The 23,334-nt window shown below is 50.0% G+C and carries 22 protein-coding genes and 13 pseudogenes; 16 read left to right on the forward strand and 19 right to left on the reverse strand.

The genetic code is table 11. The features are described 5' to 3' along the window. Positions 1–380: 380 nt before the first annotated feature. Together AC6I8M_RS22035 and AC6I8M_RS22040 are read left to right on the forward strand one after the other, a co-directional pair. Positions 381–1,634 (forward strand): ParA family protein, encoded by a 1,254-nt coding sequence (locus AC6I8M_RS22035; RefSeq protein ID WP_010618606.1) that lies wholly within the window; start codon positions 381–383, stop codon positions 1,632–1,634. Beyond that, positions 1,631–2,638 carry a ParB family protein gene (locus tag AC6I8M_RS22040; protein WP_010618605.1) on the forward strand — a complete coding sequence of 336 codons (1,008 nt, stop codon included), beginning with the start codon at positions 1,631–1,633 and terminating at the stop codon, positions 2,636–2,638. Before AC6I8M_RS22035 ends, AC6I8M_RS22040 begins: the two co-directional genes overlap by 4 nt. Positions 2,639–2,742: 104 nt before the next feature. Here the strand turns inward: AC6I8M_RS22040 and AC6I8M_RS22045 are convergent. The 4 genes and pseudogenes from AC6I8M_RS22045 to ccdA form a co-directional block, all read right to left on the reverse strand. Next, positions 2,743–3,505 (reverse strand): annotated as a pseudogene (locus AC6I8M_RS22045) (tyrosine-type recombinase/integrase). 119 nt (positions 3,506–3,624) lie between these two features. Next, positions 3,625–3,984 carry a hypothetical protein gene (locus AC6I8M_RS22050; protein ID WP_022537114.1) on the reverse strand — a complete coding sequence of 120 codons (360 nt, stop codon included), beginning with the start codon at positions 3,982–3,984 and terminating at the stop codon, positions 3,625–3,627. Positions 3,985–4,084: 100 nt separating this feature from the next. Continuing rightward, entirely contained in the window at positions 4,085–4,390 is a 306-nt protein-coding gene (gene ccdB / locus AC6I8M_RS22055) for a type II toxin-antitoxin system toxin CcdB (protein WP_010618601.1), read from the reverse strand. 1 nt (position 4,391) lies between these two features. Further along, a complete protein-coding gene (gene ccdA / locus AC6I8M_RS22060; protein ID WP_010618600.1) occupies positions 4,392–4,610 on the reverse strand; it encodes a type II toxin-antitoxin system antitoxin CcdA in 219 nt (72 codons plus the stop codon). A gap of 601 nt (positions 4,611–5,211) precedes the next feature. Here ccdA and AC6I8M_RS22065 point away from each other — a divergent pair. Both AC6I8M_RS22065 and AC6I8M_RS22070 read left to right on the forward strand, forming a co-directional pair. Continuing rightward, positions 5,212–5,421 carry a DNA-binding protein gene (locus AC6I8M_RS22065; RefSeq protein WP_010618599.1) on the forward strand — a complete coding sequence of 70 codons (210 nt, stop codon included), beginning with the start codon at positions 5,212–5,214 and terminating at the stop codon, positions 5,419–5,421. A 211-nt stretch (positions 5,422–5,632) separates the two neighbouring features. Continuing rightward, positions 5,633–6,475, forward strand: coding sequence for an IS3 family transposase (locus AC6I8M_RS22070; RefSeq protein ID WP_022537112.1), 843 nt, complete (start codon positions 5,633–5,635; stop codon positions 6,473–6,475). Between the two features lie 6 nt (positions 6,476–6,481). Here AC6I8M_RS22070 and AC6I8M_RS22075 read toward each other — a convergent pair. From AC6I8M_RS22075 to AC6I8M_RS22140, 14 genes and pseudogenes are all read right to left on the reverse strand, one after another. Beyond that, positions 6,482–7,293: pseudogene (locus tag AC6I8M_RS22075) on the reverse strand (DotA/TraY family protein); the annotation flags it as partial. Between the two features lie 102 nt (positions 7,294–7,395). Next, positions 7,396–7,524, reverse strand: coding sequence for an Rpn/YhgA-type helix-turn-helix domain-containing protein (locus AC6I8M_RS22080; RefSeq protein WP_498013905.1), 129 nt, complete (start codon positions 7,522–7,524; stop codon positions 7,396–7,398). Positions 7,525–7,661: 137 nt separating this feature from the next. Then, a complete protein-coding gene (locus AC6I8M_RS22085; protein WP_022537136.1) occupies positions 7,662–7,976 on the reverse strand; it encodes a HigA family addiction module antitoxin in 315 nt (104 codons plus the stop codon). After that, entirely contained in the window at positions 7,976–8,254 is a 279-nt protein-coding gene (locus tag AC6I8M_RS22090; protein ID WP_041387894.1) for a type II toxin-antitoxin system RelE/ParE family toxin, read from the reverse strand. The genes AC6I8M_RS22085 and AC6I8M_RS22090 overlap by 1 nt, the downstream gene beginning before the upstream one ends. Positions 8,255–8,976: 722 nt before the next feature. Continuing rightward, the gene (locus AC6I8M_RS22095; protein WP_022537134.1) at positions 8,977–9,270 is read right to left on the reverse strand and encodes a hypothetical protein; all 294 of its coding nucleotides are present in this window, start codon (positions 9,268–9,270) and stop codon (positions 8,977–8,979) included. Next, positions 9,233–9,628, reverse strand: coding sequence for a GNAT family N-acetyltransferase (locus AC6I8M_RS22100; protein ID WP_072216173.1), 396 nt, complete (start codon positions 9,626–9,628; stop codon positions 9,233–9,235). The genes AC6I8M_RS22095 and AC6I8M_RS22100 overlap by 38 nt, the downstream gene beginning before the upstream one ends. A 31-nt stretch (positions 9,629–9,659) precedes the next feature. Then, positions 9,660–10,355: pseudogene (locus tag AC6I8M_RS22105) on the reverse strand (IS5 family transposase). 333 nt (positions 10,356–10,688) lie between these two features. Then, a pseudogene (locus AC6I8M_RS22110) lies at positions 10,689–11,064 on the reverse strand (SPFH domain-containing protein); the annotation flags it as partial. Positions 11,065–11,277: 213 nt separating this feature from the next. After that, positions 11,278–11,442: a hypothetical protein gene (locus AC6I8M_RS22115; protein WP_010618547.1), complete on the reverse strand. Its 165-nt coding sequence runs from the start codon at positions 11,440–11,442 to the stop codon at positions 11,278–11,280. Then, a complete protein-coding gene (locus AC6I8M_RS22120; protein WP_010618546.1) occupies positions 11,435–11,797 on the reverse strand; it encodes a hypothetical protein in 363 nt (120 codons plus the stop codon). Before AC6I8M_RS22120 ends, AC6I8M_RS22115 begins: the two co-directional genes overlap by 8 nt. A gap of 287 nt (positions 11,798–12,084) precedes the next feature. Continuing rightward, positions 12,085–12,211: pseudogene (locus AC6I8M_RS22125) on the reverse strand (transcription termination factor NusG); the annotation flags it as partial. Positions 12,212–12,525: 314 nt separating this feature from the next. After that, positions 12,526–12,669, reverse strand: coding sequence for a LuxR C-terminal-related transcriptional regulator (locus tag AC6I8M_RS22130; RefSeq protein ID WP_082231773.1), 144 nt, complete (start codon positions 12,667–12,669; stop codon positions 12,526–12,528). Positions 12,670–12,920: 251 nt separating this feature from the next. Beyond that, positions 12,921–13,039, reverse strand: a pseudogene (locus AC6I8M_RS22135) (ash family protein); the annotation flags it as partial. A 146-nt stretch (positions 13,040–13,185) separates the two neighbouring features. Then, positions 13,186–13,857: a hypothetical protein gene (locus AC6I8M_RS22140; RefSeq protein WP_153005965.1), complete on the reverse strand. Its 672-nt coding sequence runs from the start codon at positions 13,855–13,857 to the stop codon at positions 13,186–13,188. An 843-nt stretch (positions 13,858–14,700) separates the two neighbouring features. On the opposite strand from AC6I8M_RS22140, the gene repA reads away from it, so the two are divergent. From repA to AC6I8M_RS22180, 8 genes and pseudogenes are all read left to right on the forward strand, one after another. After that, positions 14,701–15,717: a plasmid replication initiator RepA gene (gene repA / locus AC6I8M_RS22145; RefSeq protein WP_022537129.1), complete on the forward strand. Its 1,017-nt coding sequence runs from the start codon at positions 14,701–14,703 to the stop codon at positions 15,715–15,717. Positions 15,718–16,098: 381 nt separating this feature from the next. After that, a pseudogene (locus tag AC6I8M_RS22150) lies at positions 16,099–16,203 on the forward strand (replication-associated protein RepA4); the annotation flags it as partial. Positions 16,204–16,833: 630 nt separating this feature from the next. Beyond that, positions 16,834–17,581: pseudogene (locus AC6I8M_RS22155) on the forward strand (MurR/RpiR family transcriptional regulator); the annotation flags it as partial. A 164-nt stretch (positions 17,582–17,745) separates the two neighbouring features. Then, positions 17,746–18,227, forward strand: a pseudogene (locus AC6I8M_RS22160) (carboxymuconolactone decarboxylase family protein); the annotation flags it as partial. A gap of 80 nt (positions 18,228–18,307) precedes the next feature. Continuing rightward, positions 18,308–18,856, forward strand: a pseudogene (glnP, locus tag AC6I8M_RS22165) (glutamine ABC transporter permease GlnP); the annotation flags it as partial. A 1-nt stretch (position 18,857) separates the two neighbouring features. After that, positions 18,858–19,170 (forward strand): annotated as a pseudogene (locus AC6I8M_RS22170) (ATP-binding cassette domain-containing protein); the annotation flags it as partial. Between the two features lie 19 nt (positions 19,171–19,189). Further along, entirely contained in the window at positions 19,190–19,624 is a 435-nt protein-coding gene (locus tag AC6I8M_RS22175; protein ID WP_010618538.1) for a C45 family peptidase, read from the forward strand. A gap of 517 nt (positions 19,625–20,141) precedes the next feature. Further along, positions 20,142–20,567 carry a hypothetical protein gene (locus AC6I8M_RS22180; protein WP_010618537.1) on the forward strand — a complete coding sequence of 142 codons (426 nt, stop codon included), beginning with the start codon at positions 20,142–20,144 and terminating at the stop codon, positions 20,565–20,567. Positions 20,568–20,831: 264 nt separating this feature from the next. Here AC6I8M_RS22180 and AC6I8M_RS22185 read toward each other — a convergent pair. After that, positions 20,832–21,073, reverse strand: a pseudogene (locus AC6I8M_RS22185) (SOS response-associated peptidase family protein); the annotation flags it as partial. 4 nt (positions 21,074–21,077) lie between these two features. Here AC6I8M_RS22185 and AC6I8M_RS22190 point away from each other — a divergent pair. From AC6I8M_RS22190 to AC6I8M_RS22205, 4 genes and pseudogenes are all read left to right on the forward strand, one after another. Continuing rightward, positions 21,078–21,293 (forward strand): annotated as a pseudogene (locus AC6I8M_RS22190) (conjugal transfer protein TrbA); the annotation flags it as partial. A 46-nt stretch (positions 21,294–21,339) separates the two neighbouring features. Continuing rightward, positions 21,340–21,516: a hypothetical protein gene (locus AC6I8M_RS22195; RefSeq protein WP_010618535.1), complete on the forward strand. Its 177-nt coding sequence runs from the start codon at positions 21,340–21,342 to the stop codon at positions 21,514–21,516. Between the two features lie 326 nt (positions 21,517–21,842). Next, positions 21,843–22,127 (forward strand): hypothetical protein, encoded by a 285-nt coding sequence (locus AC6I8M_RS22200; protein WP_022537126.1) that lies wholly within the window; start codon positions 21,843–21,845, stop codon positions 22,125–22,127. A gap of 653 nt (positions 22,128–22,780) precedes the next feature. Continuing rightward, the gene (locus AC6I8M_RS22205; RefSeq protein ID WP_498013903.1) at positions 22,781–23,332 is read left to right on the forward strand and encodes a thioredoxin domain-containing protein; all 552 of its coding nucleotides are present in this window, start codon (positions 22,781–22,783) and stop codon (positions 23,330–23,332) included. Positions 23,333–23,334 lie beyond the last annotated feature (2 nt).

Genomic DNA, 23,334 nt, shown 5'->3' on the forward strand with positions numbered 1-23,334 from the left:
ATCGCCAGAGTTCCATCGTGCTCTCTGTACCGAACCGGGGACGTTTAACCCCTTAATCGCCAGAGTTCCACCGGGCTCCCGGTACCGAACCGGGGGACGTTTAACCCCCTTAATCGCCAGAGTTCCACCGGGCTCCCGGTACCGAACCGGGGACGTTTACCCCCCTTAATCACCAGAATACTGTTGCTTTTTATCCGGATTGGGCATTCCTTATCGAATAACTAAGTAAGTACTGAATGCTAAAAATCACAAAATTAATATTGGCGTCTTGAGGCGATTACAATTACAATTGTACGCATAAATCAAAAATTAACGCATTATACGTAAAATATACATACATACATAAAACAATCATTATAGGTATAGACATGAGTAACAGGATGAATTTAATTGATAAGATCGCCCTTATCGGGCAACGCATGAAAAGCGAGCAAATCTCTCTGAAAGAATCACTAATGACCTCATCAAGAGTATCAGTGTCAGACGACAGTCTTGAAGGGGTAGATCGGCTTATCTACAACCACTGCCTGAACAAAAAAAACCTGTCGGATTTTTTTGATAAATCCCGAGTAACGTTTAACAAAATACTCTCTGAACTTGAAAATAACGGGTTGGTAGGTGCCCCTATTTATCAGAACAAAAATCACCTTTATACACGCTGGGATGTACAGAAAATAATGGATGCTCTCGGGTATCCACGATACAGAGACCATTACAAAAGTCAGGTAATCGTGACCCAAAATCATAAAGGTGGAACAGGTAAGAGTACGACATCTGGCGCTATTGCAGTTGCTACCGCACTTGATTTGCAACTAAATGCTCGGACGTTATTGATTGAGTGGGATCCGCAAGGTTCTATTGGTAGCGGAATGATACAAAGCGTCTCGGAAGATGATGTATTCCTTACAGCCATCGATGCTATACTAGGCATTTATGAAGAAGACTCTGATTACAGAAAATATCTTGATATGGGGTACTCTGAAACAGACATTATTAAGAATATGCCTTTCTCAACTCACCTTCCCAACCTTGATGTAATCACTGCTTTCCCGACCGATGCGCGATTCAAAGATAAATACTGGCAGTGCTCAAAAGATGAACGTACAGAACTACTCCTGCGCTTTAAAGAAGTTATTTTACCAGTGCTGAAGAAACAATATGACTTGATCATAATAGATACACCACCAGAAGATTCACCGTTAATCTGGGCTGCCGATGAAGCAGCTGATGGTATTCTCGTTGCAGTATCACCACGCGAATACGATTATGCATCAACAACCGATTTCATGTTGACGATCAGCGAACGATTCAAGCAATCACCAAACAGGGGAGAAAACTTGAAATGGTTTAAGGTTCTGGCCGTTAACGTCGATGACAAAAGCCCTTACGAAAAAATCGTCTTAGATAAACTAATTCGTACTGTACAAGATCTGTTTATGTCCGCAAACATCAAAAACTCTGAAGCGTTTAAAGCAGCCGCATCTAGAGGAAGGACTGTACTGGATATTAAAAAATCGGAAGACCTATGTTCACCAAAACAACTCGATATTGCCGAAGCATCGGTTATGTCAGTCTACCAACAATTTATTAATGAAATTAAAAGCTTTTCAGCGAAAGAAGGATGTAACGAATGAGTGATGAGCAACATATTGGTAGTGATAAATCTCGTTACCTTTATTCCCCCAAACGTACTGAAGTCGAGCACAGATCTGGACTTGCCAGCCTAAAATCGGCCACCAGACTGAAAAAACAGTTCGCACTTCACAGTGGCCGTAAGCTCGAGGCAGAGCATGTCATTGTACCGGCAGATAAGGTTGAACAGGAAACAGCTGTTCACCCTATGAATCCCCGCAATCAAGAAGCTCTCAGTCTAAATTCAGTACGAGATATTCTGGAACAAACAAGGGACAGAGGTGTCGATACCGAAGGCGTTGCAGTCAAGCGTAATGGGGTATACCTACTTATCGAAGGCAGCCGCAGACGCTTTTGCTGCATTCATGTTGCAAAGGAACTACCATTATGGGTTCTTCCGGACGAACTCACCCCAGAGGACGTCAAATCTATCATAACTGCGGCGCAAACCTCACGTAGGTTCTCTTATCGAGAAATCGGATTCCAGTACATAAAGCTGATGCAGGAAAACGGTTTCACGAAAAATGAAGAATTGGCTATCTTCCTCGGTATAAGTCATGTATCCGTCTTTAAACGTGTTCAGGCTGCACGGATTGACGGTTCGTTAATCGCTCTTTTCCCAGACTACGAAGGTATTCCAAACTCATTCTATAGTCGATTATCACGCCTTCAGAAATTCATGGAAAGTAACTTTTTCTCCCTTAAAACTATTGTTGAAGAGATAAGAGAAGAAACCATGAATCTGGATATTGACGATATTACAGAAGCTCAAAAAATGGTTATGGACAAGATCACCAAGACCATTGAACGACTTAATGATAAATCAGCAACCAAAGGATGGGAGACGCGTGATCTAGCATCCTTCACCAACAAAGATAAATACGTTCGCATCAGTAAAAGTGCCAAAGGCCGAAAAGTCAGGTTTGAATTAAACCGTATAAGTAGCGAGCTCATAACCGAAATTGAGGACTTCATAACAGAGAAAATGAGTAATGAAGAAAAATAGCATGCTATTTTAGATGCCAATAAAAACTGCATCTACATGGTGCAGTTTTTTGACACAGATCTACGGTGAGCTGATCACTACCACTCACACACGACTACTGACCACTACTCCCAACCAACCATCTTCCCTGAACGCAGCATTGCTACTGCCTCATTTCCAGCCATCGAGAACTGTACACGGTGGCACGCCGCGACATCGAGTGCAAATACTTTCGGGTACACCTCCGTCGAACTGAGGATCTGCAGCACCTTCAGCGGAATACCGGCGTAAAGCATATGCATCGCGTAACTGTGACGGAACGTATGCGGCGTCACCGGCACCGAGAACGTCACGCCGTCGGCGGCTGCGGCGTCCACGGCTTCGTTCAGCCAGGTCCGGACCGTACGATCAATCATTTCCCAGATGCGCGCCTTTTCGGTTCTGCCGGTGCGCTTGTTTTTGCGTTCCAGCGGTATTTTCAGCGTGGCCACCATCATCTCCAGCTGACTGACATAGTTCGCATCGGAAAGCGGTACCAGGCGATGCGTCTGGCTTCCGGCCGGTGCACGACCCGCCGTTCTGACGGCTTTTTCTGTGCGTTGTTTGAGGGTGGCCAGCTGCACGAACGGCCAGGGTGGTGCCAGGGAAAAATCCCCCCTTGTCAGCGCCAGCGCTTCATTGATTCGCGCCCCCGTGTTCCAGAGGGTTGCCAGCAGCATTTTGCGGTGCAAATCGGGCACATAGTGGAGCAGGGCGCTCACTTCCGGTGCCAGCAGGTATTTCGGCAGTTCATCCTGAACGAGGGCCATCTGGCGCAGGGTAGTCGATGGCCACCGGCTGCTGCGCGGCAGAAAACGAAACGCCCTGGTCTGAAACTGCCGGCATCATTGTCTGGACTCCGGCCGTTTCCTGCTGTCTTTTTCCGACTGCAGCTGCAGGCACAGCGTCAGCAGCTCAATGATCTCACCGGCTGCCTGCGCAGCCACCAGGTCATGGTTCATTCTGGCTTATCCTCGTTTGCCAGACAGCTCTGGCATTTCATCAAACATCATCACATAACGGGTGCGCTTTCCCTTGAAAATAATACGGCGCATCACTGGCGTGAAATCCGCAGGCTCCCGGCCACAGGGCCGGGAACAGTAAATCCCGGCCTTCAGTGTGTTATCGCCTCGCTCAGATCCCGCGACGATACGTCTGACCTCCCTGCCAAGCGCTTCGCCGCGCAGGCCGTACTGCCCCAGGCAGCGGCGCAGCCGCGTTCCCGGCATTCCCGGGGCGGATTTCACGTAAGAATCTGCGTCCATAAACTGCATGACGGTGATGTTATTCATGCCGTACTTGCGCATGGTGCTGAAGGCGGTGGCCATCACGTCCGGTTCTGTTCATCCGATGTCCTGTTAACTGGCTGAAGGGCTGGTAAGTAATCCCGCCGGTCATACTGACGCTCTGTCTTCACGGCGACACATCCTATATTCCCCAGAACATCAGGTTAATCGCGTTCTTGATCTCATTTTCCTTGTGGCTGACATCGGTCACCTCATCACCGGTGACGGCCGCCGTGACGCTTGCCATGTCCGTGGTCATCAGACGGTAATTTTCGTCCCCTATGCGCACCACCGGATAGAGCTCGCGTGATACCTTGTCCGACAGCAGACGGGCACTGACCAGCGGGATCACCATCCGCCGGCCCGGGGTATCGACGATATCACTCTGCACATCGACGAACAGGCTGTAGCGACTCTCTCTTTTATAGGTGTAAACCTTAAACTGCATCTCACCAGTCCCTGTTTTCGTCGGCAAAGGAGCCGTTCATTTCAATAAACCGGGCAACCTCAGCCATCCCTTCCTGATTTTCAGCCTGCCAACGTTCCGCGCGCAGACGGCGGGCCTCCTTCTGCATGGCCGTATTCACCAGCCCGGAGATATTCACGTCAGCGGATTTGAGTAACAGATAGTTGTCGCTGTCGATGGTGACAGTAATACGTTGCTTCATAATAAACCCTCATTTGCATACCTGCGATACGCATATCAGTATAGCTTGCAGGCATGCTCCCGTCACACCCTTATGAATCATACAGTTTCATTGCTATCAGTTTCCTTCACTTATATTTTTCTGAGTAAAAATCACTGACCTGATAATAAGCAGCCATATAACCACTCTGTTAAATTACCGAAGGACCTTTTCCGTTAGATCCGATTTTCTTGCGTATTTAAACTTTCCGGAAGTGTACCACGCACACGGAATAAGCAAAGTACCCTTTTTTGGTGCTGAACGGGCGGTCACGGGGCAGGGAGGAGACACATCATATAGCGTCATCAGCAGATGATAACACTACTACATCTTGTGTCACTGGGCCGCAGCGCGGCGGGTGACGATCGGAAGATCCGGAACCAAGGGTTTCCGGATCTGACCGGGAGAAGAGAGACACGAAGTGTATTGTACATATCGTATGTACTGTATCAGATGTACTGCGTGTATCTTTAGTATCGTACTGTATTGTATGTATCTTACTGTATTAAATGTATCGTATGTATTGTGTGTTTTTTGTTCCGGGAGTACAAACTGCTCATCAGCCTTTATCCGGAGACACCCCGTGAGCAAACTGCCTTCCCCCGACATGATCCGCCGCATCGAGGACGCCGCTGCGGCGCTCATCGCCGCCGGCATCCCGAACCCGACCAACGTCCAGGTGCGTGACCACCTCGGCGGCGGCTCGCTGACCACCATAATCCCCGGTGATGCGCGCGTTCCGCGCCCGTCAGCGCGAACAGGCCCGGGAAGAAACCCTTCCGGTACCGCCTGAGCTGCAGCAGTTGCTCACCGGCCAGCTGGCCCTGTTGTAGCACGCGGCCGTGAAACAGGCGGACGCCGACAGCCTGGCTGCCCGCGAGCAGGCCGACTAGGAGCGGGACGAGGCGCAGGCGAAAGTGTCTGCACTGGAGTGAAGTGGCACACTAAATTTGGCCACCTGAACAGAGGTGATATGCTCACCTCAGAACAACACAGGTGCCATAATGAAAAAAAGAAATTTCAGCGCAGAGTTTAAACGCGAAGCCGCTCAACTGGTCCTTGATCAGAACTACACCGTTGCAGCTGCGGCCAATGCTATGGATGTGGGTCTTTCTACCATGACGCGATGGGGAAAACAGTTGCGGGATGAACGACAGGGCAAAATACCTAAAGCCTCCCCTATAACCCCGGAACAGATTGAAATACGCGAGCTGAAGAAAAAGCTACAACGTATTGAAATGGAAAACGACATATTAAAAAAGGCTACCCACCGGTATAAACGTGGTGGTCATGAACACATCGTTATCCCGAATCGCCTTGAGCGACAGTTCGCAGTGACAGAGCCTAATCAGGTGTGGTGCGGCGATGTGACGTACATCTGGACAGGCAGGCGTTGGGCTTACCTCGCTGTTGTTCTCGATCTGTTGGCAAGGAAACCGGTAGGCTGGGCAATGTCATTCTCACCGGACAGCAGGCTGACCATCAAAGCGCAGGAAATGGCGTGGGAAACTCGCGGTAAACCAGCCGGAGCGATGTTCCACAGTGACCAGGGTAGCCACTATACAAGCAGGCAGTTACTGTGGCGTTGCCGGATCAGGCAGAGTATGATCCGACGTGGAAACTGTTGGGACAACAGCCCGATGGAACGCTTCTTCAGAAGTCTGAAAAACGAGTGGGTGCCAGTGACAGGTTATATAAACTTTAGCGAAGCTGCACATGCGATCACAGACTATATCGTCGGATATTACAGCTCGCTAAGGCCGCATGACTATAACGGTGGGTTACCCCCAAACGAATCGGAAAACCGATACTGGAAAAACTCTAAAGCGGTGGCCAGTTTTAGTTGACCACTTCATGGCATCCATGGCTGAGTGCTGGGCATCCACGACCTCGCGGGTGTCTGCAGAGCTGAACGGATTAAAAAAGCTCCCGGAAGACGTGCTGCCGCTGCCCTGCTGTTCCGGAATGCTGGCCGTTCCGCAGATACCGCTGCCGTTGCTTATCCGGAAGGTGTAGTTGCCACCATTGGTTCCGGATGAATCCGTCATCTTCGGTGTGGAAGAGAGGGCCGTGCTGTTGAAATCATCCAGCGCGCTGTTGATGGCGTATTTGCACAGCTGCATTTCAAACATGCCGCGGGCGGCCATGCGGGGGGAGAACTGGGTCGGCTGAACGGTGAGGGTATAGCCGCTGGCAATGTCATCGGCAGCCTTCTGGACCATCAGATTGGCAGAGCCGACCCCCATGATGGAGGAGCCCCAGAGCATAACGAGCTGGGCCAGGCTCCATCCGTTAGCGGTGCGGATAATCATCAGAAAGCCGGCGACGGTACTCAGGGTGCCTGACGATGTCACGGTCGGCGTTAAATACCTTACCCTGATGACCGGTTTTGTTGATATGGCGCAGGCCGATAAAGATAAACCAGACCACGGCAAGAATGGCGATGATGCCGTTAAACAGGGCAAACAGATTACCGATCATTGTGGTGTTACCCCCCGGCGAGCGGGTTGGTTACCACATCACCAAAGATGGTCACCAGTGCTTGGCGCGATAAATCCTGGGCATTGGTGGCGGCCGACACGATATCTTCATAGGTGACGGCCGCCCGTGCAGATACGACAGGCGCAAGCAGGCCTGCGCAGAGCGCAAGAAGGTGTTTTTTCACGGGAACTCCGGGATATTACGGGGATGCCGGAAAGGCAAAGAAAAACCGGGCAGAAAGCCCGGTTTTCAGGAAGTCAGGAGCGTGGCCAGAATGGCAGGAATATCAGTGACGCAGATTTTTCAGCTCGTCATCGGAAAGGCCGGTGGCCTGTTTCACCGTTTCCAGTGACATACCCATTTTTAGCAGTCGGGCTGCGACGTCATGGAGGCTTTCCTGACGTCCAAGTTGCAGGCCTTCCTAGAGCCCTTCATCTTTCAGTTGTTCTGCAATATTCATCAGTATTTCTCCGTGTTGTGGAACCCGCAGTGGTAGCTGCGATAACTGCCAACAAATGTGGGGCTGTTATTGCCCCGCATTTGTTTATTTGCTTAATGTTTCGAAGTAATCGGTGAAATTTCGTCCTGTTCGCCGTATAAAACAATCTCGGACGTGTCGATTTGATTTTCCAACTGACGCAGATCATAAGCGCTCTGAAGACGTAGCCAGAACTCAGGTGTACTTCCCAGCGCTGCGGCAATACGAATTGCCAGTGCTGGAGTTAACGCTGTTTTACCGGCAAGAAAACGTGATACTGTGGCGGGCGTCACCCCGATATTGAGTGCAAAGCGACGACCACTGATGCCCATGTCCTCTAAATCTCTGGCAATAATCTCTCCTGGGTGGGAAATTTTAAACTGTCTCATTAGTGATAATCCTCATAATTCAAAATGTAAGCATCACCGTTAATGAACTGAAACGTAATGCGCCAGTTAGCCCGGACAGTAATAGACCAGTAACCTTCACGATCTCCTTTCAACGGGTGAAGTTTATATATTTGACGGTTTAACTCGCCTATTTCATTTGCTGCATCAATGGCCTGTAAACGGTCGTTAATCCTTTCGGCATCCTGTGGCGGTATACCAGAAGTGATACCTTTTTCAAAAAGTTGCTTCAGCCCTTTATGTTTGAATGATTTTATCATCGTCCGGTCCATGTTACATGATGTGTAATAGCATATCGCAATGTTACACTCCGTGCAATACTGATGATTACGTTAACCTGTTGCCATTTGTGGTTGTTTAGCAATAGATTTTTGCAATGGATAATTCATTGATCTATCGACCTGAAAAATAGAATTGCACAAACGAACGTTTTTGCGTGAGTGTAGGGATAAGAAAAGTTGGCAGTTTTCGCAGCTACCCGGTTACTCCCCCGTATACTCTGAGCGTAACAGTACGGCAAGGTGTTCCACATTCTGGAGGAGTGTTCTTTCTCTGATATGTTTCTGCAGCCAGGTCAGTGCCGCGATATGCCGGTGCCGGGCGTGATAACATGGTTATGTCTGTTTCATTCTGTAAAAAGCCAGCCACTTTTAATCACGGCTCTAGGTTGATGGGGGGCTGATTAAGTGATTTCGGGGAGAGAGTATATTAGCGCATCAAAACATTGACATTATTCCCGAATGAGGATTTTAAAATTTCATTACACACGAATACATTCGTGTTTTTATTTTTCAGGGAAATGCCCCCGATTATTTATGACCCTCTCTTCGGGTGTTCCGGTTATGTCGGAGAGGTGAACCGTGATGATAAGCATATAATTGATCGCATACGACAGTCCCTTTCCTGTATACCTGTTGTGCCAGTATTCTCTCCAGGGATGCCATATCGGGCGGTGTGACGTTACGGACATACCCGGCAGGGATTAAAGGTAGGCATCAAGAGGAATACATTGTTGCGTCATTTCATTCAGGGCCAGAAGGTTTTCGAGGCGCAGGAACCAGATAACGTCATGCACCGAAATCTGCCTGTCAGGCCAGCGTGTTTTAATGGCAATCAGGGTTGCATGCAGACATTCGTATCGTTTTTCGGAAGGTCGTGGAACATCAGGCAACCCATCACATGGCGTGGATATCATTCTGAGTGAGGATAATACCCCCCGAGAGCGAATATTCAGTAATTTATGTTCTATATTCTTTAAACAAAATAACACTGTCATCTACTCCATCCTTCTGTCTGAAACCAACGTTTTTTAATAAGGAGATCATTTCTACGGAAGTGTTATATGCCCGAACCGTTAACCGAGTATTCATATTATCAGGCCGGTATTGTTTAATTGCCTGTCTGACAGACGTTGTGACTATTTCTCTTCCAAATCCTTTTTTTCTGTGATTTTTGTGAACACACATAAGCCATAGTTCAATATGCCCTCGCCCGTGACTAATAACGGCCGAGAATCCAATTTTCTGTTCATCTTTTTCAAAGATATAAAAAGAGCATGGTCTGCTTCCCCTGTTAAAGGGCGATGAATATCTCCCGCTCAGAATGCTTTCCCTGATGAACGAGCGGTATCGCATTTTGTAGAAAAACCGTTGTAGGCTGTGTCCCTTAATTACATAACCTTTTGTAAAACAGCCGGATGCATCCCAGTTTCACCATCGCCAGATAATTCCTCGCCGTTTTGTCGTAACGTGTGGCAATGCGGCGGTATTCTTTTGTCCGGAGTGGGCTTTGTCAGCCAGCACTGCATGGCCACGACGCTTCATGCTGCCGTTCCGGCGCTGAACACCAATACCGTCCAGAAGACGTTGTGCAAACTGGCTTTCGTGAGCCTGACCGGGACTCAGTACGATATTTAACGGCAGACCGCTTCCGTCTGTCGCCAGATGGATTTTGGTGCCAAAACCACCGCGAGAGCGACCCAGCCCATTATCTCCGGCGGTATCGGAATGTTTTTTTGCGCCCCGGCGGCGCACCTGAGTGCCCGGATATTGCTGCCATCCAGCGCAGTTGCGGACCAGTCAGCGAGACCATGAGCATCAAGAGAAGAAAGTAACCTGTTGAAAATAATGTTAATCACTCCCGATTTAGACCATCGATTAAAACGGTTATAAACGGTCTTCCATGGGCCATATCGCTCAGGCAAATAGCGCCATGGTGCGCCTGAACACAGCACCCAGAACATGCCGTTGATGATCATACGATGTTCAGCCCATGGACGTCCGGCCCGTGGTGTTGCTGGTTCAGCAGGTAATAAGGGCTGGATGATGTCCATGCTTCATCGGGAAGGTCGTAGCGAGCCATAGTTCAGTGTGTTGTGGAAACAGGTAGTTACTATATCTCAGGTGATTAAGGGACACAGCCTAGTCTTTTATCAAAATGCCCTTGTTTAACCTCAGAAATGACCTGCTCGTAGCAAAATAGTGCGTCGTTTATGTCTGCCAGACGAAGTGTCAGCATAATTTCATCCATCTTTGTAAATAGTGGCTGCATTATGCCTGATACTTTATCTATCGCTGATAGGCCCACGGGCTTTGCCTGCACCCGTTATGGTACCTGTCAGTCGCCTTTAATGGCATTCCGCACAGCATCGTTTTCCGCCATAAAATCCCGGAACGTGCCGCGCTCCGCTTGGCTTACCCGGCGGTTATTGGTCATCACCAGGTTAGCAATGGCGTTGCTGAGATTGCTGACCTCATAGGCGGCCTGCGAGGCGTCAATGATTTGCACAAAAACAGACGGCATCAATGGAGACGTTGGCATTATCGCGGGAAATGACTTCCTGCGAGGGAATGTCCAGCACCTGCTCCATCATGTTCATTTTGCGGCCGATACGATCCATGAAAGGCACGATAACATTCAGACTGGGTTTCATGGTGTGGGTGTAGCGGCCAAAGCGTTCTACTGTCCATTCAAACCCCTGTGGCACAATTTTGATGGCGGAAGAGACAAAAATGAAAACAACAGCGCAGATGCCTGCCAGAGGCAGCAGGCCGGACAGCAACTCAAACATGGGAACACTCTTGACAGAGGAAAATGCCCGGCTCAGGACCGGGAAAGGTTAACGGGAAAATCAGTGGGTGCAGGGCCGCCAGACATCGCCGAAACGCCCAACTTCGCGGGCTCCCTAGGCGGATTCGGGCAGGGTGTGATGCCCGATATAGAGCGTACGCAGGGTGGTTTTGCCGAAGGACATTTCCCGGCCCCGCACGACAGAGAAACGGTCCTAGTAAAAGGCACATTCCACCTGCTCATCTTCATCTCTGCGCAGCAGCAACTGAAGGGTGACAGGGGACGACATGGCGCCGGTGGCGGAAAAGACTTCCTCCATCCGGGTGAGCTGCAGGATATGCCGGTTACGGCTGCGCTGGCGTTCGAGGATTTCAGACACAACCTGTTCCGGCCAAGGACAGAGGCTGTGACGCCAGCCGTGGCCGTTCATGGCACCCCAGTACGGCGCGAAAGCGGAACAGCTCGCAACCGGCCGTTGAGACGGCACTGGTCCAGAGGGCGGTGAGCACCGCATCGATGGACTGGCTCCTGTCGCGGTCAAGCAGCTGGCGCAGTGTGCTGAACTCGGCGGCCATACCGTGAAACGCGGGGATATGGCGCGCGCCCTTAATCCATTCGGCAATGAATTTACGTTTGCCTTTTTCTGAGGTGATGTTGTGGTTTTCCACCGCCGTTCGCAGGGCGACAAGAATACACCACAAGAGATGACTGACTTGGTCCTGAGTGGATTGCATGAATAATGGCTCTCTTCTTTATTGCTGATTTTGGGTAATGACGCCTGTGCCTTCACGCCGCTGGTGTGAAGGGAGCTGGGCAGGGCAGACCGGTATTCAGGAATAGGGGGTGTTCACAGGGCAGGACCAGTACAGGCGTCATTCCGGAAATCAGGATAAAAAAATCCCCGCAGAGCGGGGTAAAGGTCGTTAAAGGAAGGTCGGAAAAACAGCCGATGGGGCACGGCTTACGAGGCTCCTAGTGTTGAGCATACCATGTGGTGCATCGGCACGTTTAATTTGAGTGATGGTCAGCGGCGTCCACGGAATAATATGGCGCTCACCGAGCCAGCTGAACAGGTTCTCCCGGTTCTTGCCACCGGTAATATACTGAGCCAGATACCACTTCTGGTTGTATATATGCTCGATGTTCATGTTAAGACGCTCCGCGCGGAATTGATCCATGAAAGGATAATTCGATATTCAACGGGGTCGAATACACTCAGGCATGATAATGAAACAGGCTTATAAACAGACACTTAAGTCTGGATGCTGAGTCAGATCACCATCCTGACTCAGGGCACTCTTGTAATTGTTCAAGAAAGGTTTTAGGCCGGATTTACTCCCTTGACACGAACAGATAATCCAGTAATTTTAAATCATTGTAAATAATAAATGAGATAAATCTTAAAAAACCACACTAATGTGTGGTTTTTTTGGCTGCTAATTCGTCGATTCAGAAAGGATTTTTAAGAACGAGCGAAGCAAAAAACAGATTTCAAAGAATCATGGCCATCTAATCTAAGTGCTTTTGTGCTTTCACGAAGATGAAATCTAACTGTGTTATTTGAAATGTGAAGAATATCAGCAATAGCATCATAAGTACTGCCCATAGAGTACAGTGCAGAAACGGTCAGAGGTAGTCATTTAATTATCCCTCGCGAATCAGATGTTTTTAGTTTAAATCTGAACCGAAAGCCAATGAATAGGGGAATACCCCAATGCTTTTTCGATGAGTATGTGATACGGATATTTTGGTAATAAAAACTCAGAATTGAGTGATGATGGTAGCCAAGGGAGGAAGTTGAGAAAATAGAAAGGATATGCTGATAATGAAACGCGACATAAAGGAACTCCAATGCTTGTGTATATCGCTATCACCGGAGTTTCCACGCTCGATGGCTATAGCCCAGACGGGGGTGGAAATACCGGGAGCATTGGATCCGGCCAGCAGTTAAGCTGCCCCGCCTGAGCTACCATCGACAAGATAAGAACAAGAACTTCATATCCTTGCTCTACGTATAAGGGGCTCAAACGTGATTTGAAAGAAAAAGCTAATGATTGCTTTTTCACCAATACTCTTTCAGGTTTCCACACCCGATCACAGTATTAACTGCGATTTAAGGAGACTACTGGGTTACGGTGTTTGAGTCAACATTACCGGAACCAAGGACAACTAATTTCGGTCTCATGAAAGTTGGTGGGACGTATGTATCCCAACCTCTTGATTTGCAAAAATTTAACAGCTCATCTGTTGAGCTTGTACCGGATTTTTGTAGACAAGCGGATATGCGTTGCTCTATGCCTTTTAATGTAATGCCGAAATTATATGCCATTGTTTTTATTATTTTATTTATCGATAGTAAGAATATCACCTCCCATTGAGGTTGGGTGAAAAACGTTGATGGACAGCTAAACGTAAAGGTTTGGAGAGATGGTGTGTCAAAGAAAAACTCTGCTCCGAATTTTACTAAAGGTTTAAATTCAACGAATTTACCAGCTGCACTCCCCTGATCGTCATAGTATGGGGCGCACTCTAAAGTAAGTGCTTGTAAATTGGTGGACCCACTAAATGGATGGATAACAACAGCTATTATGATTCTTTGCTGTTGCATTGCCTGAGCCTCTAGTGAGGTTATCCCTTTTGGATAAACAGTGGATAATGGGAGTTGTGCTGGTGACTTTCCGATAATCTGATAGTCATCTGGAAGCCCGAGCAATCTAAAAAATGCGCTATTTTCTTCTATGTAATTGTTTTTATTATCTGTTAAAAACATTGGATTATTTTTTAATCGGATCATATGCAAAATCTGTGGTGATACAAGGGAATTTTTTTATTAAGGGAAGTTTTTTTGCATGCATAAAATGTTTGTATTTACCTGATTAATAAGAATTATATTTCGTTTATCCAACTATATAGCTGGAATGTATGAGAGGCAATTGCTCGATCATGTAACCAGAACAAGCAATCTTTGATTGATAGATTTACACTAAATTTAGTGATGGAATGACACTGGAATTACTCACGTAATGGGGCATTTTTGTCAGAAATGATCTTTAGTTTCTGTGCGCTTGTGCTAGTATCCGGTATAGTGTTGAGAGTCTATATGAGCTGGAGGTTGCGATGTCATATTCTACAGTGCATTGCAAAAAGATTCTTGCAGTCAGTCAGTTAAGGAAGAACCCTCTTGAAGTTATAGCTGCTGCGGGAGGAGAGCCTGTCGCGGTGCTTAGCTACAATGAGCCCGCTTTTTACTGTGTGCCGCCTGCTCTTTTTGAGCAAATGTTGCGGGCGTTCGAAGCAAGAAATTCAAAAGAATCTCAATGATCTTTTGTGAAAAAGGATCCTTAAATTTGATCCTTATGGGGCTAAGTGCTATAGTCTGGCGAGATTAACTCGCAGTATTTTTTAGGTTTTTTGGTGACCACGCCGTAAGGTGGCAAGTTCCGGATCAGTGAATTTCATAGATCTCCGGATGCAAAAAACCCCGATAACCTTCTTCACCTTGGCCGGATGGGAGATTAACGGGGTTCCTTAGAGTCCAACGGGTATTGTTGTACCTGTTGGGGAGTATAACCCGTGTGCGAAAAAAGACAAGACTTTCCGTGCTTACTCCACCTGTGCAACATAAGCGCAGGGAGCAGTGGCTGAAAGACAATACCCTGAGCACTGGAGCCAGCTAGACACCGACAACCTGATACAATTCTGGCAGGGTGTCGATGACGGCAGCGTGAATACTTTCTTGGTCGAACCGGACAGGAAAAAAACGAAGCGCCGTCGTGGCGACCATTCCACAAAACCCAAATGTGAGAACCCTTCCTGGTTCCGTCCTGCCCGTTATAAAAAGCTGGGCGGGCAGCTTGGTCATGCCTATAACCGTCTGGTGATGACGAACCCGGAAACGGGCCGCTGTCAGTTGCGTATGCACATGTCCCTTCACCCGTTCTATGTGCACGCGCGTCAACGGGCTGGGCGTAAATATGCCTTCCGTCCGGAAAAGCAGCGCCTGCTTGACGCGCTGTGGCCCGTGCTCATCAGTTTCTGTGACGCCGGGAAACATACCGTGGGGATGTGTATCTCCAGGCTGGCTAGAGAGCTCAGCCCAAAGGACGGAAAAGGGAATGTCATTCCTGAAACGGAAGTCACCGTCTCCCGCCTTTCGAACCTGATAGCAGAACAGGTTCGTTTTGGCACACTTGGTGTGTCAGAAGAAACTTCCTGGGATAATGAATTCAGAAAACGCCTGCCCAAATATGTCTGGATCACCGACACCGGTTTTAAAATGCTGGGTATCGATATGGTGAAACTCCTCGAGCAGCAGCAGCAAAAGCTGAAGGAGAGTGAGGAGCGTCAGGCGCTGATCCGGGAAGGGATCCTGGGGGAGGACGAGGAAATCTCCGTCCGTTCAGCCCGCAAACGCTGGTACCTGCGGCGCAGCCTGGAGGCGCTGAAACACCGGCGGGAGAAAGGTGCCGCCCGTAAACGGGCGAACCGGCTTGAAAAACTCCCGCGTGACCGCCAGATTTACGAGATGAGCTGCTGGCTGAAGAAAACCCTGCCGGCGGATGAGCGTTACTGGATGACCGCAGAGCGTCTTGAAGAACTTGCCGTTCAGCACCTCTGCCAGCTCGAGCTGGCGCTGGCCGCGCCGCCGCACTAGTCCTTCCTGCTGTTTCCTGCATGATATCAGCCCCTCCGGGGCCTTCTGTGCTGGCCGTCTGTGGCGGAAAATGCCCGCTCTGGCCGTCACTGTCTGTTTATTCACCATTGCTATGACGCGGTGACAATGTGATGGCCGGTTCCGCATGCACGGGATCCTTTTATCCACATAAATTCGCAAACAAATAAGTTTATGTTTACGCAAACAGTGACCGAGAAACCCGCAAAATTATCCAAACCCCCCTCTTTCATCCCCTGAAAAGATCCTCAGGGAGATCCTTTGTCCCCTGAAACCCTGTGGACAGGAACTAAAAAGCCTTCGCTTGCAGCGGCTTCGCCGCGCCGCTCAGAAAAAAGATAAAAGTACCTCCCACCGCAAGCTTTGGGCCCCAATCGTACCCCTGTGTCACACCTTCTCCCTTCCCACCACTGAAAAGCGGCCCCGCCCGGCCCTAAGGGCCGGAACAGCGTCGCTTTTAATGATGAATGATGTAACTAAACATTTGAGTAGCTGCCAGTAACATCGCGGCAGTTCCTCTGTACAACCCCCGGGCACCGGCTTTGCCGGCGCCACGGCTCCGGAAATCACGCCCTGTACGTCGCAAGCGCCGTACAGCCCGCTCACCGGAGTTGAAAGGGCTTAATGAAACCACATCATGACTATAAGCGGGTTATGGCTTATCAGGGCGAAGGGATAGATTTGTGGAACCTATCAACAACGTAACCGGCTGCGCCGGGCTACGGCGCCATTAACCACGGTGATCTGGTCAACTTCTGAGAGCGCCTCTATGCGCCTTTGGCGCATTCTAAGAATGCCTGCGCGCTGCTCGGCATTCTTAACCCGGATATTGAAGCTGCATTTCCGGCTACGCCGGGTCCCGGCGCCACTCACCATCAGTATTCTGTTTACGGGGTTTGACGGTCAATGATGTAAAAAACCACGCTAAAGACATATACATCTGAATTTTATTGATTTATATAAGAGCTGTACTCCCGGTCTTTTCTAAAATTAGTGAGCGCGTACAGTAATGCGTGTGTGAAAAACTTCTTCCATTCGCTGAGAGCGACATGTATCCACGGTGGACACTTTACCAGCCGGAAAATAATACGAACGACGATGTTAGTGGTGCAATCCATGCGCGCCTTCGCCGCAGAAGCCAAGGTTAAACCTGCCACGCTATTACGGCTGGCGCAGCGTCTGGGCTATAACGGTTGGGGGGGAATTGAAAAGCGCCTTTATCGACGATCTCGGCTTACGAAATGATACATATGTATCTAAGGCGGAAAAGTTGATCGCGAAAGGAACGCAACCCGCACTGTACGAAGAGGTGTTCCTCGCGCATCAGGCCAATCTGGCCTTCACCCAGGCTGAGAATCCGCACTCCATGCAGCAAGCCGTTACGCTGCTGGATGAGGCGAAGCAGGTCTATATTTGCGGTTTCCGCGCCAGCTTTCCCATCGCCTGGTTGTTGTTTTATGTCTACCGATTGTTCAATCGCCACGTGTCGCTGATTGACGGGCTGGCCAGTAATATCGAAGTATTCACCCGCGAGATCACGGCAGAAAACTGCCTGTTATTAACCAGCTTTGCGCCATATTCCCGCGAATCCCTCGACGTTCTCAATGCGGCCAGGCAGGCCGAGGCGCGGATTATCGCCATCACCGATTCGCCGGTTTCGCCGCTGGCGCAGGCTGCGGATTGCACGTTGCTGTTCTCCCTCAGTAGCCCGTCGTTTTTCCCTTCGGTGGTTTCCGGTATGGGCGTCGCCGAGTGTTTGCTGGCGATGCTGGTTGCCCGCCACGGCCGTGAGGCGGTGAGTAAAATTGAGAGCGCCGAACGTTATCTGCAAAGCTCCGGGGCGCATGGGCTGTTGGTCTATCCGATGGGCGGAACCATTGATGGTCAACTGGGCGATCATATCCTGATTGCACCACCGTTTATTGTCAGCCGTTCAGAACTAGATTTCGTGGTTGATACCCTGCACAAGGTTATCAGCGAAGAGACGCATAAACTGGCGAGACGACAGCTATGAATCGTTTACCTGCATTGTCAGAACAGCAGTGGAGCGATGAACAACGCTAGCTTGCGGAGGAGATTATCAACGGCCCGCGCGGTGCGTTGCTGCCGCCGTTTGAACCGTTGTTGCGCAGCCCGGAACTGATGACGCATGCGCAGAGAATGGGGGAGTATCTGCGCTACCGTAGCGCGCTGGGGCAGCGGTTGTCGGAACTGGCAATCCTGCTTACCGCGCGTCACTGGTCTCAGCCGGTTGAATGGGCTATTCATGCACCAATCGCTAGGGAAAAAGGGATCGCTGCACAAGCGGTACGGGCGATTAATGAACAGCGTCCGCCAGAGGACCTGGCGACTGATGAATGGGTGGTTTACCATTTTGCCAACAGTTGCATCAGCATAAAAAAGTCAGCGACGACATCTGGCAACAGGCAATCGACCTGTGGGGTGAAAAGGGCGTTGTCGATCTGATTGGCATCGATGGTTATATTTATTTCAAATGGTTTAACAAACAACCTAAATAACCCCCGTCAGACCGGGTAACTCCGGCCTGAACCGAGAGTGAATAGACCGCATTATGAATTTCGAAACGAAATATATATGGGAATCTCTGTCACTGTTGTTACAGAGGCTTCAACTGACAATATTGATCTCAATGGTCGGTTTAGCAGGTGGCTTTATTATTGGCCTGCTGGCAGGAACCTGTCGAGCATTGGGAAACGGTATCGCGAAAACGCTTTCATTAATTTTCGTCGAGCTGATTCGCGGCACGCCAATTATGGTTAAGGTAATGTTTATCTATTTTGCATTACCAATGGTACTGCCTATTCGTATCGACCCTATTACGGCTGCAATTGTCACCATTATTATTAACTCTGGTGCGTATATTGCGGAAATCACACGCGGCGCGATTTTGTCCATCAATAAAGGGTTTAAAGAAGCCAGTCTGGCGATGGGATTATCTCAGCGCGCAACGCTGTGGTACGTGATTATGCCGCTGGCATTGCGTCGCATGATCCCTGCGCTGGGCAATCAGTGGATAATCAGCATCAAAGATACCTCGCTTTTTATTGTTATCGGCGTCGCGGAATTAACGCGTCAGGGTCAGGAGATCATTGCCGGGAACTCCTTCTGAGCTTTCTGGTGGTCAGCAGCAACGCGTGGCTATTGCCCGTGCGCTGGCGGTAAAACCGAAAATGATGCTGTTTGATGAGCCAACCTCTGCGCTCGACCCGGAGTTGCGCCATGAAGTATTGAAAGTAATGCGTTCACTGGCTGATGAAGGGATGACAATGGTCATTGTGACGCACGAGATTGGCTTTGCACGCGATGTGGCGTCACGGCTGATTTTTATTGATGGTGGAAACAGGCCCGCCTGATATCCTGCTGAATGCCAGTAGCAATCCGCGCCTGAAAGAATTTTTACAGCACGTTTCCTGAACAGAAGTGAATTCATCGCATGAAAAAAATCGACATCAGTGGTTCCCTGTCTGAAATTGGCCTGCAACTTGGCGAATTTGGCCGTGAAGCCTGGCATCAGAAGCTGACGCTAACGTCGCTGTGGCAAACGGTGATGACCATGCAGTCATCCGCTCAGACCCATGCAATGCGTGCTGCGGTGCAGACACATTACCCGCAAATCTGGCAGGAGCTGGAAGGGCTGGCGCAGTGGCTGGAGAATCACCACCCGTTTGACGCTACAGCGGCAAAAGGCATTATCTCTGATAAACATGATGCCGTGTTGCCTATTTACCGGCTGGCTGCCGACGATCCGGATGATGAGAATACCCTCGCCACGGCAGTTTTCACCCTCGATGCAAACCATGTCAGGTGGCAAATTTTCGGTATTAATCGCGACGCTGCCGAATCACAGGGGGGAAGTGCGTTAATGTGATAGCTTGATGCTGCAGTGATAATTGATTAAGAAGGAATTATGCTATGCAGATAGTTAAATATTTCTATCTTGAATAAAATTTATGGATAAACAGCAGGTAAGCCAATCGCTGATAGTTTGTAATTTCTGTGCTGGTTTATCTTCCTCCGATAACCAGCTAGATTGTAACCAGCTCCCCCGTTGAATAAAGCACCTCAATGTTAGTCATGTAGTTGTTGGAATTGCGAACTTCCGCTGTTCGTTCATAGCTGCCTGTCAACGTGGTCAAGTTCCCTTACTGCAGACAGGGGTATAAAAAATCACCTTAACGTACAATAATTTTCGATATCTAAACTGACCCCTGTAAGTGCCTCTATTCATCCGGTGAAGACGAACTGAAATACAGCGAGTTTATGAACCAGCACGGCACGGTGCTGAACAAACCCCACGCTTTGTTCACTGGCTCGGCCACTTAAAGGGCGACGACACTGAAATAAAGTACCTGGCGGGGCTGGTACGCAATGATTATGTCCGGGCCGTGGGGCGGAAGAACTTCACGAAATTCCCGTCGCGCTTCCCGGTGTTCTACCGTAGCGTTGAGCAAATTAACGTCACGCAACACCGCGCGTTTTCATCTGTCCGGGTTGAAGGGGAGTTTGTGACCGTTAAGACCTATACGGACGTGAAGGACATTCCCCCGGATCTGGAGAAGCTCCGGACGGCGGGGTTTACCCCGGAAGTCCTCGATGATGTGCTGTTTAAATCCCTGGTTATTCCGGTTACTAAACTTCATGAACTGGCAGGAGTTGACCGGATACAGGCGCGGCGGCAGACCGGCGTCCAGTACCGCGCCACGGTTCGCCATGCTCGGCTTGATGGTGATCGACTAGGACAGCGATCCGGCAGTGGTATTTCCGGTGCCAGAAGCGCCCCGGTCTCACTCACTTGCCGCCGCTGGCCGTAAAATTGTGCTGCCTGTCGAGACGCCATTCCGTTTTTTTATTAAATAGGTTTATATCCTATTAAATAAAAAAGTTCGGTTGCGGTGGAAGGACTCCAGCCGCTACTGTCACGGCACGACAAATACATCAAATCATGATGTGGTTATTCATGTAATTAATTGATATTTAACATATAAAACATTAAGCGAAGCTGCGGGGTAGAGGAGCTAAAATACGGCTCGGCCGCTGACATCTCATCAACTAACAGGCTCGATGAGTTCTGGTCCCTAGTTCTTCACATTACCAACAGCGCTAGTTACAGGATGCCATATGAAATGATCAGCTGACACAGATCCATCAGCAGCAATTTCTTCAGCCTTCTTACCAGACACATCTTGTTTCATCCACTCCCGGGCGGCCGCCGGTCATGTATATCAACGAGGCCTTTATCAGCTGCGGCCGTGACAATCAGAAACCCTTCTGCCTCATCACCACGCTCAAATGGGGTGCTTCCAATCGCGGCCATGAAAGTTGCCCGGACCGAAGCCATCCGCCTGGGACTTCCCTGCCCGGCCGTCTGCGTTGAGGAAGCCATCGACGGCTTCCGGGCCGATATGGTTTCCCTAGGCCTTATCTGGGATGAACCACAGCCGGACTGTGACCGTAAACGTCGTATCCGCAATAACTGGTCCCTGACCGATGATGTACTTGATCGCCCGGGGCTGGAAGACAACGAACTGCCGTTTTGATCCCCCACCACATGAGTTTTGTATTCCGCCACTGATGGAGATACCGATGTCTTCCGAAGTCACGTACCAGGCTTTTCGCTGCAAAGGCTGCATTTTTGTGATGTATCACACTGAAAAGGCAACGCCGCAGCAACTGGCCGCTTTTCGCCAGCCCGTACATATGTTCATCCACAATGACCGCCTGTCGGCTTGTATGCCGGTTCTGATATGGCCGTCCCGCTGACAGAGACAACGGAACATGATGTGAGACAAATACTGTCTGCCATTGGAAACGCCACCGATGACGACGCATTCCAGCCGCCGCTGAGCCTCCGGTAATTATCTGTTGTCATGATCCTAAGCATGCTGGCGGTCATTTTACAGAGAGTATGGCTGTACTACTGACACACCCTCGCCCGTATTCCTGCCCCGGTACATTTTTTCTTTACGGAGCCCGTATGCCCCCCGAAAATAAATGGTGTGGTTTTTTGCCATGACGGATTCATCTATGTATTTGATTGTGCCGCCGTGAATGCATCGCCCCGGACACTGGCCGTCTTTCGGCGACCTGTGCAGTTTCAAATTCGCGATAACCAGCTATACAGTCAGGCGCGGAATACAGAATTACTGCCCCTGCTGCTGAATGAACCCGTGCCAGATGCAACAGCAATGCTGTCAGACATTAAACAGTCGGAAAGTCGGGTGCACTGGTCGGTGTTCAGGCGTTATCTGAAGCTGGCAGTGCTCTTCACCCTGTTAACCACCGTGCTGATGCTGACAGCAGAAAGTCGCCACCCCGCTCCTCACGACTCTTCGCGCTGTTACGATTGCCTGACGGGAGGCCTGGACGACTAATCCGCTTCCGTCTTTCCTCCCCACACTCACCTTATTCACATTTCCCGTACATCCTGAACGGAGGCTGTTATGCCCTCAGAAAACACCTATTCCGCTTTCCGCTGCAATGACAACATCGTGGTCATGCATCAGCAGGAACATCACACGGCACAGACGCTGATCATTTTCCGGGAGTCGCAACGTCTGGCCACACATGAGAAAAAACTGATTGGCTTCTATGCGTACTCAAATGAGGCCATCACCCTGTTTGACGATCCACTGCACGACGCCGGTGCCATTCTCACCGCCATAGCAAAACAGATGAGAAAACGCAGTCTGATCGCCCTGAAATACCTAGCCTCTGCGGTGGCTGGCGTCCTGCTGGTTTCAGCCGCCTGGTATCTGTCTCCCCCGGAGAAAGTGTACATCGACGTCTCCGCCAGCGGGGCCATCGCAACGGCCGTATCGCCCACGTCACCGCGCACGACTGCCACCAGTGAAACGTTTTCCCGCGCTGCGGCCACCGAATCACAGAACATGCAAAAAGCCATGCAGGATAACCGCAGCGCGTTACCGGCATCGCCGTCAGCCGCCCTGCAACCCTCACGACAGACACTTCCCCCGTCGCGCGCAGCGCACCGCAGACCTTCCGTGAAACTGACGCCCGTCAGCAGATGGCGGAAGTGCTCAAGCGCAATGCTGACCGCGGCATGTTCACCATCACACTGTCCTCCGGTCATGAACGCACTCTTTATGCCTTTCTCGATCCGACCTGCGCCGTCTGCAGATCCATGGAGCCGGCCATCGAACGCCTGGCGCAGGAATACAACGTGATTATCTTCCCCGTGTCTGTCGTGAATGACGGCGGGGATGCCGTGGAAAAAATCGTGCCCCTGCTCTGCCAGAAAGATCCGGTCAGGCGGGCCACAGGCTGGCAGGCGCTGTTCCGGGCGGATGCCGGGATGTCCGTACCGGGTCATGCGGCCGGCGCGCCGATTGATGCCGCGTGCCAGAAAGCGGCCAAAGCGGCCGTCGCCGTCAACGACTTGGGCTTCCGCCAGTTCGGTTTTGAGGGCACGCCGTGGGTTCTGACCGACACCGGGTTCCGTCTTTCCACCGGCCTGCTGGCCGAACCGGCCAGAATCGACCTGTTTCTGAAAACCACCGACCCGATGTCTCCGGAGCAGGCCGACCGCTTCCTGAAAACCGTCAACACCCGGGAGTAATC

The organism is Type-A symbiont of Plautia stali (genome assembly GCF_059731155.1).

Excerpts from the sequence above, each read along its gene's own strand:
- ccdB (WP_010618601.1), bottom strand. The coding sequence starts at position 4,390 with ATGCAGTTTAAGGTTTACACCTATAAAAGAGAGAGTCGCTACAGCCTG.
- AC6I8M_RS22050 (WP_022537114.1), bottom strand. The coding sequence starts at position 3,984 with ATGGCCACCGCCTTCAGCACCATGCGCAAGTACGGCATGAATAACATC.
- AC6I8M_RS22140 (WP_153005965.1), bottom strand. The coding sequence starts at position 13,857 with ATGATCCGATTAAAAAATAATCCAATGTTTTTAACAGATAATAAAAAC.
- AC6I8M_RS22070 (WP_022537112.1), top strand. The coding sequence starts at position 5,633 with ATGAAAAAAAGAAATTTCAGCGCAGAGTTTAAACGCGAAGCCGCTCAA.
- AC6I8M_RS22120 (WP_010618546.1), bottom strand. The coding sequence starts at position 11,797 with ATGCAATCCACTCAGGACCAAGTCAGTCATCTCTTGTGGTGTATTCTT.
- AC6I8M_RS22035 (WP_010618606.1), top strand. The coding sequence starts at position 381 with ATGAATTTAATTGATAAGATCGCCCTTATCGGGCAACGCATGAAAAGC.
- AC6I8M_RS22195 (WP_010618535.1), top strand. The coding sequence starts at position 21,340 with ATGTCTTCCGAAGTCACGTACCAGGCTTTTCGCTGCAAAGGCTGCATT.
- AC6I8M_RS22040 (WP_010618605.1), top strand. The coding sequence starts at position 1,631 with ATGAGTGATGAGCAACATATTGGTAGTGATAAATCTCGTTACCTTTAT.
- AC6I8M_RS22100 (WP_072216173.1), bottom strand. The coding sequence starts at position 9,628 with ATGCGATACCGCTCGTTCATCAGGGAAAGCATTCTGAGCGGGAGATAT.
- AC6I8M_RS22095 (WP_022537134.1), bottom strand. The coding sequence starts at position 9,270 with ATGACAGTGTTATTTTGTTTAAAGAATATAGAACATAAATTACTGAAT.
- AC6I8M_RS22130 (WP_082231773.1), bottom strand. The coding sequence starts at position 12,669 with ATGGGCAGTACTTATGATGCTATTGCTGATATTCTTCACATTTCAAAT.
- ccdA (WP_010618600.1), bottom strand. The coding sequence starts at position 4,610 with ATGAAGCAACGTATTACTGTCACCATCGACAGCGACAACTATCTGTTA.
- AC6I8M_RS22090 (WP_041387894.1), bottom strand. The coding sequence starts at position 8,254 with ATGATAAAATCATTCAAACATAAAGGGCTGAAGCAACTTTTTGAAAAA.
- AC6I8M_RS22175 (WP_010618538.1), top strand. The coding sequence starts at position 19,190 with ATGAAAAAAATCGACATCAGTGGTTCCCTGTCTGAAATTGGCCTGCAA.
- AC6I8M_RS22085 (WP_022537136.1), bottom strand. The coding sequence starts at position 7,976 with ATGAGACAGTTTAAAATTTCCCACCCAGGAGAGATTATTGCCAGAGAT.
- AC6I8M_RS22205 (WP_498013903.1), top strand. The coding sequence starts at position 22,781 with ATGGCGGAAGTGCTCAAGCGCAATGCTGACCGCGGCATGTTCACCATC.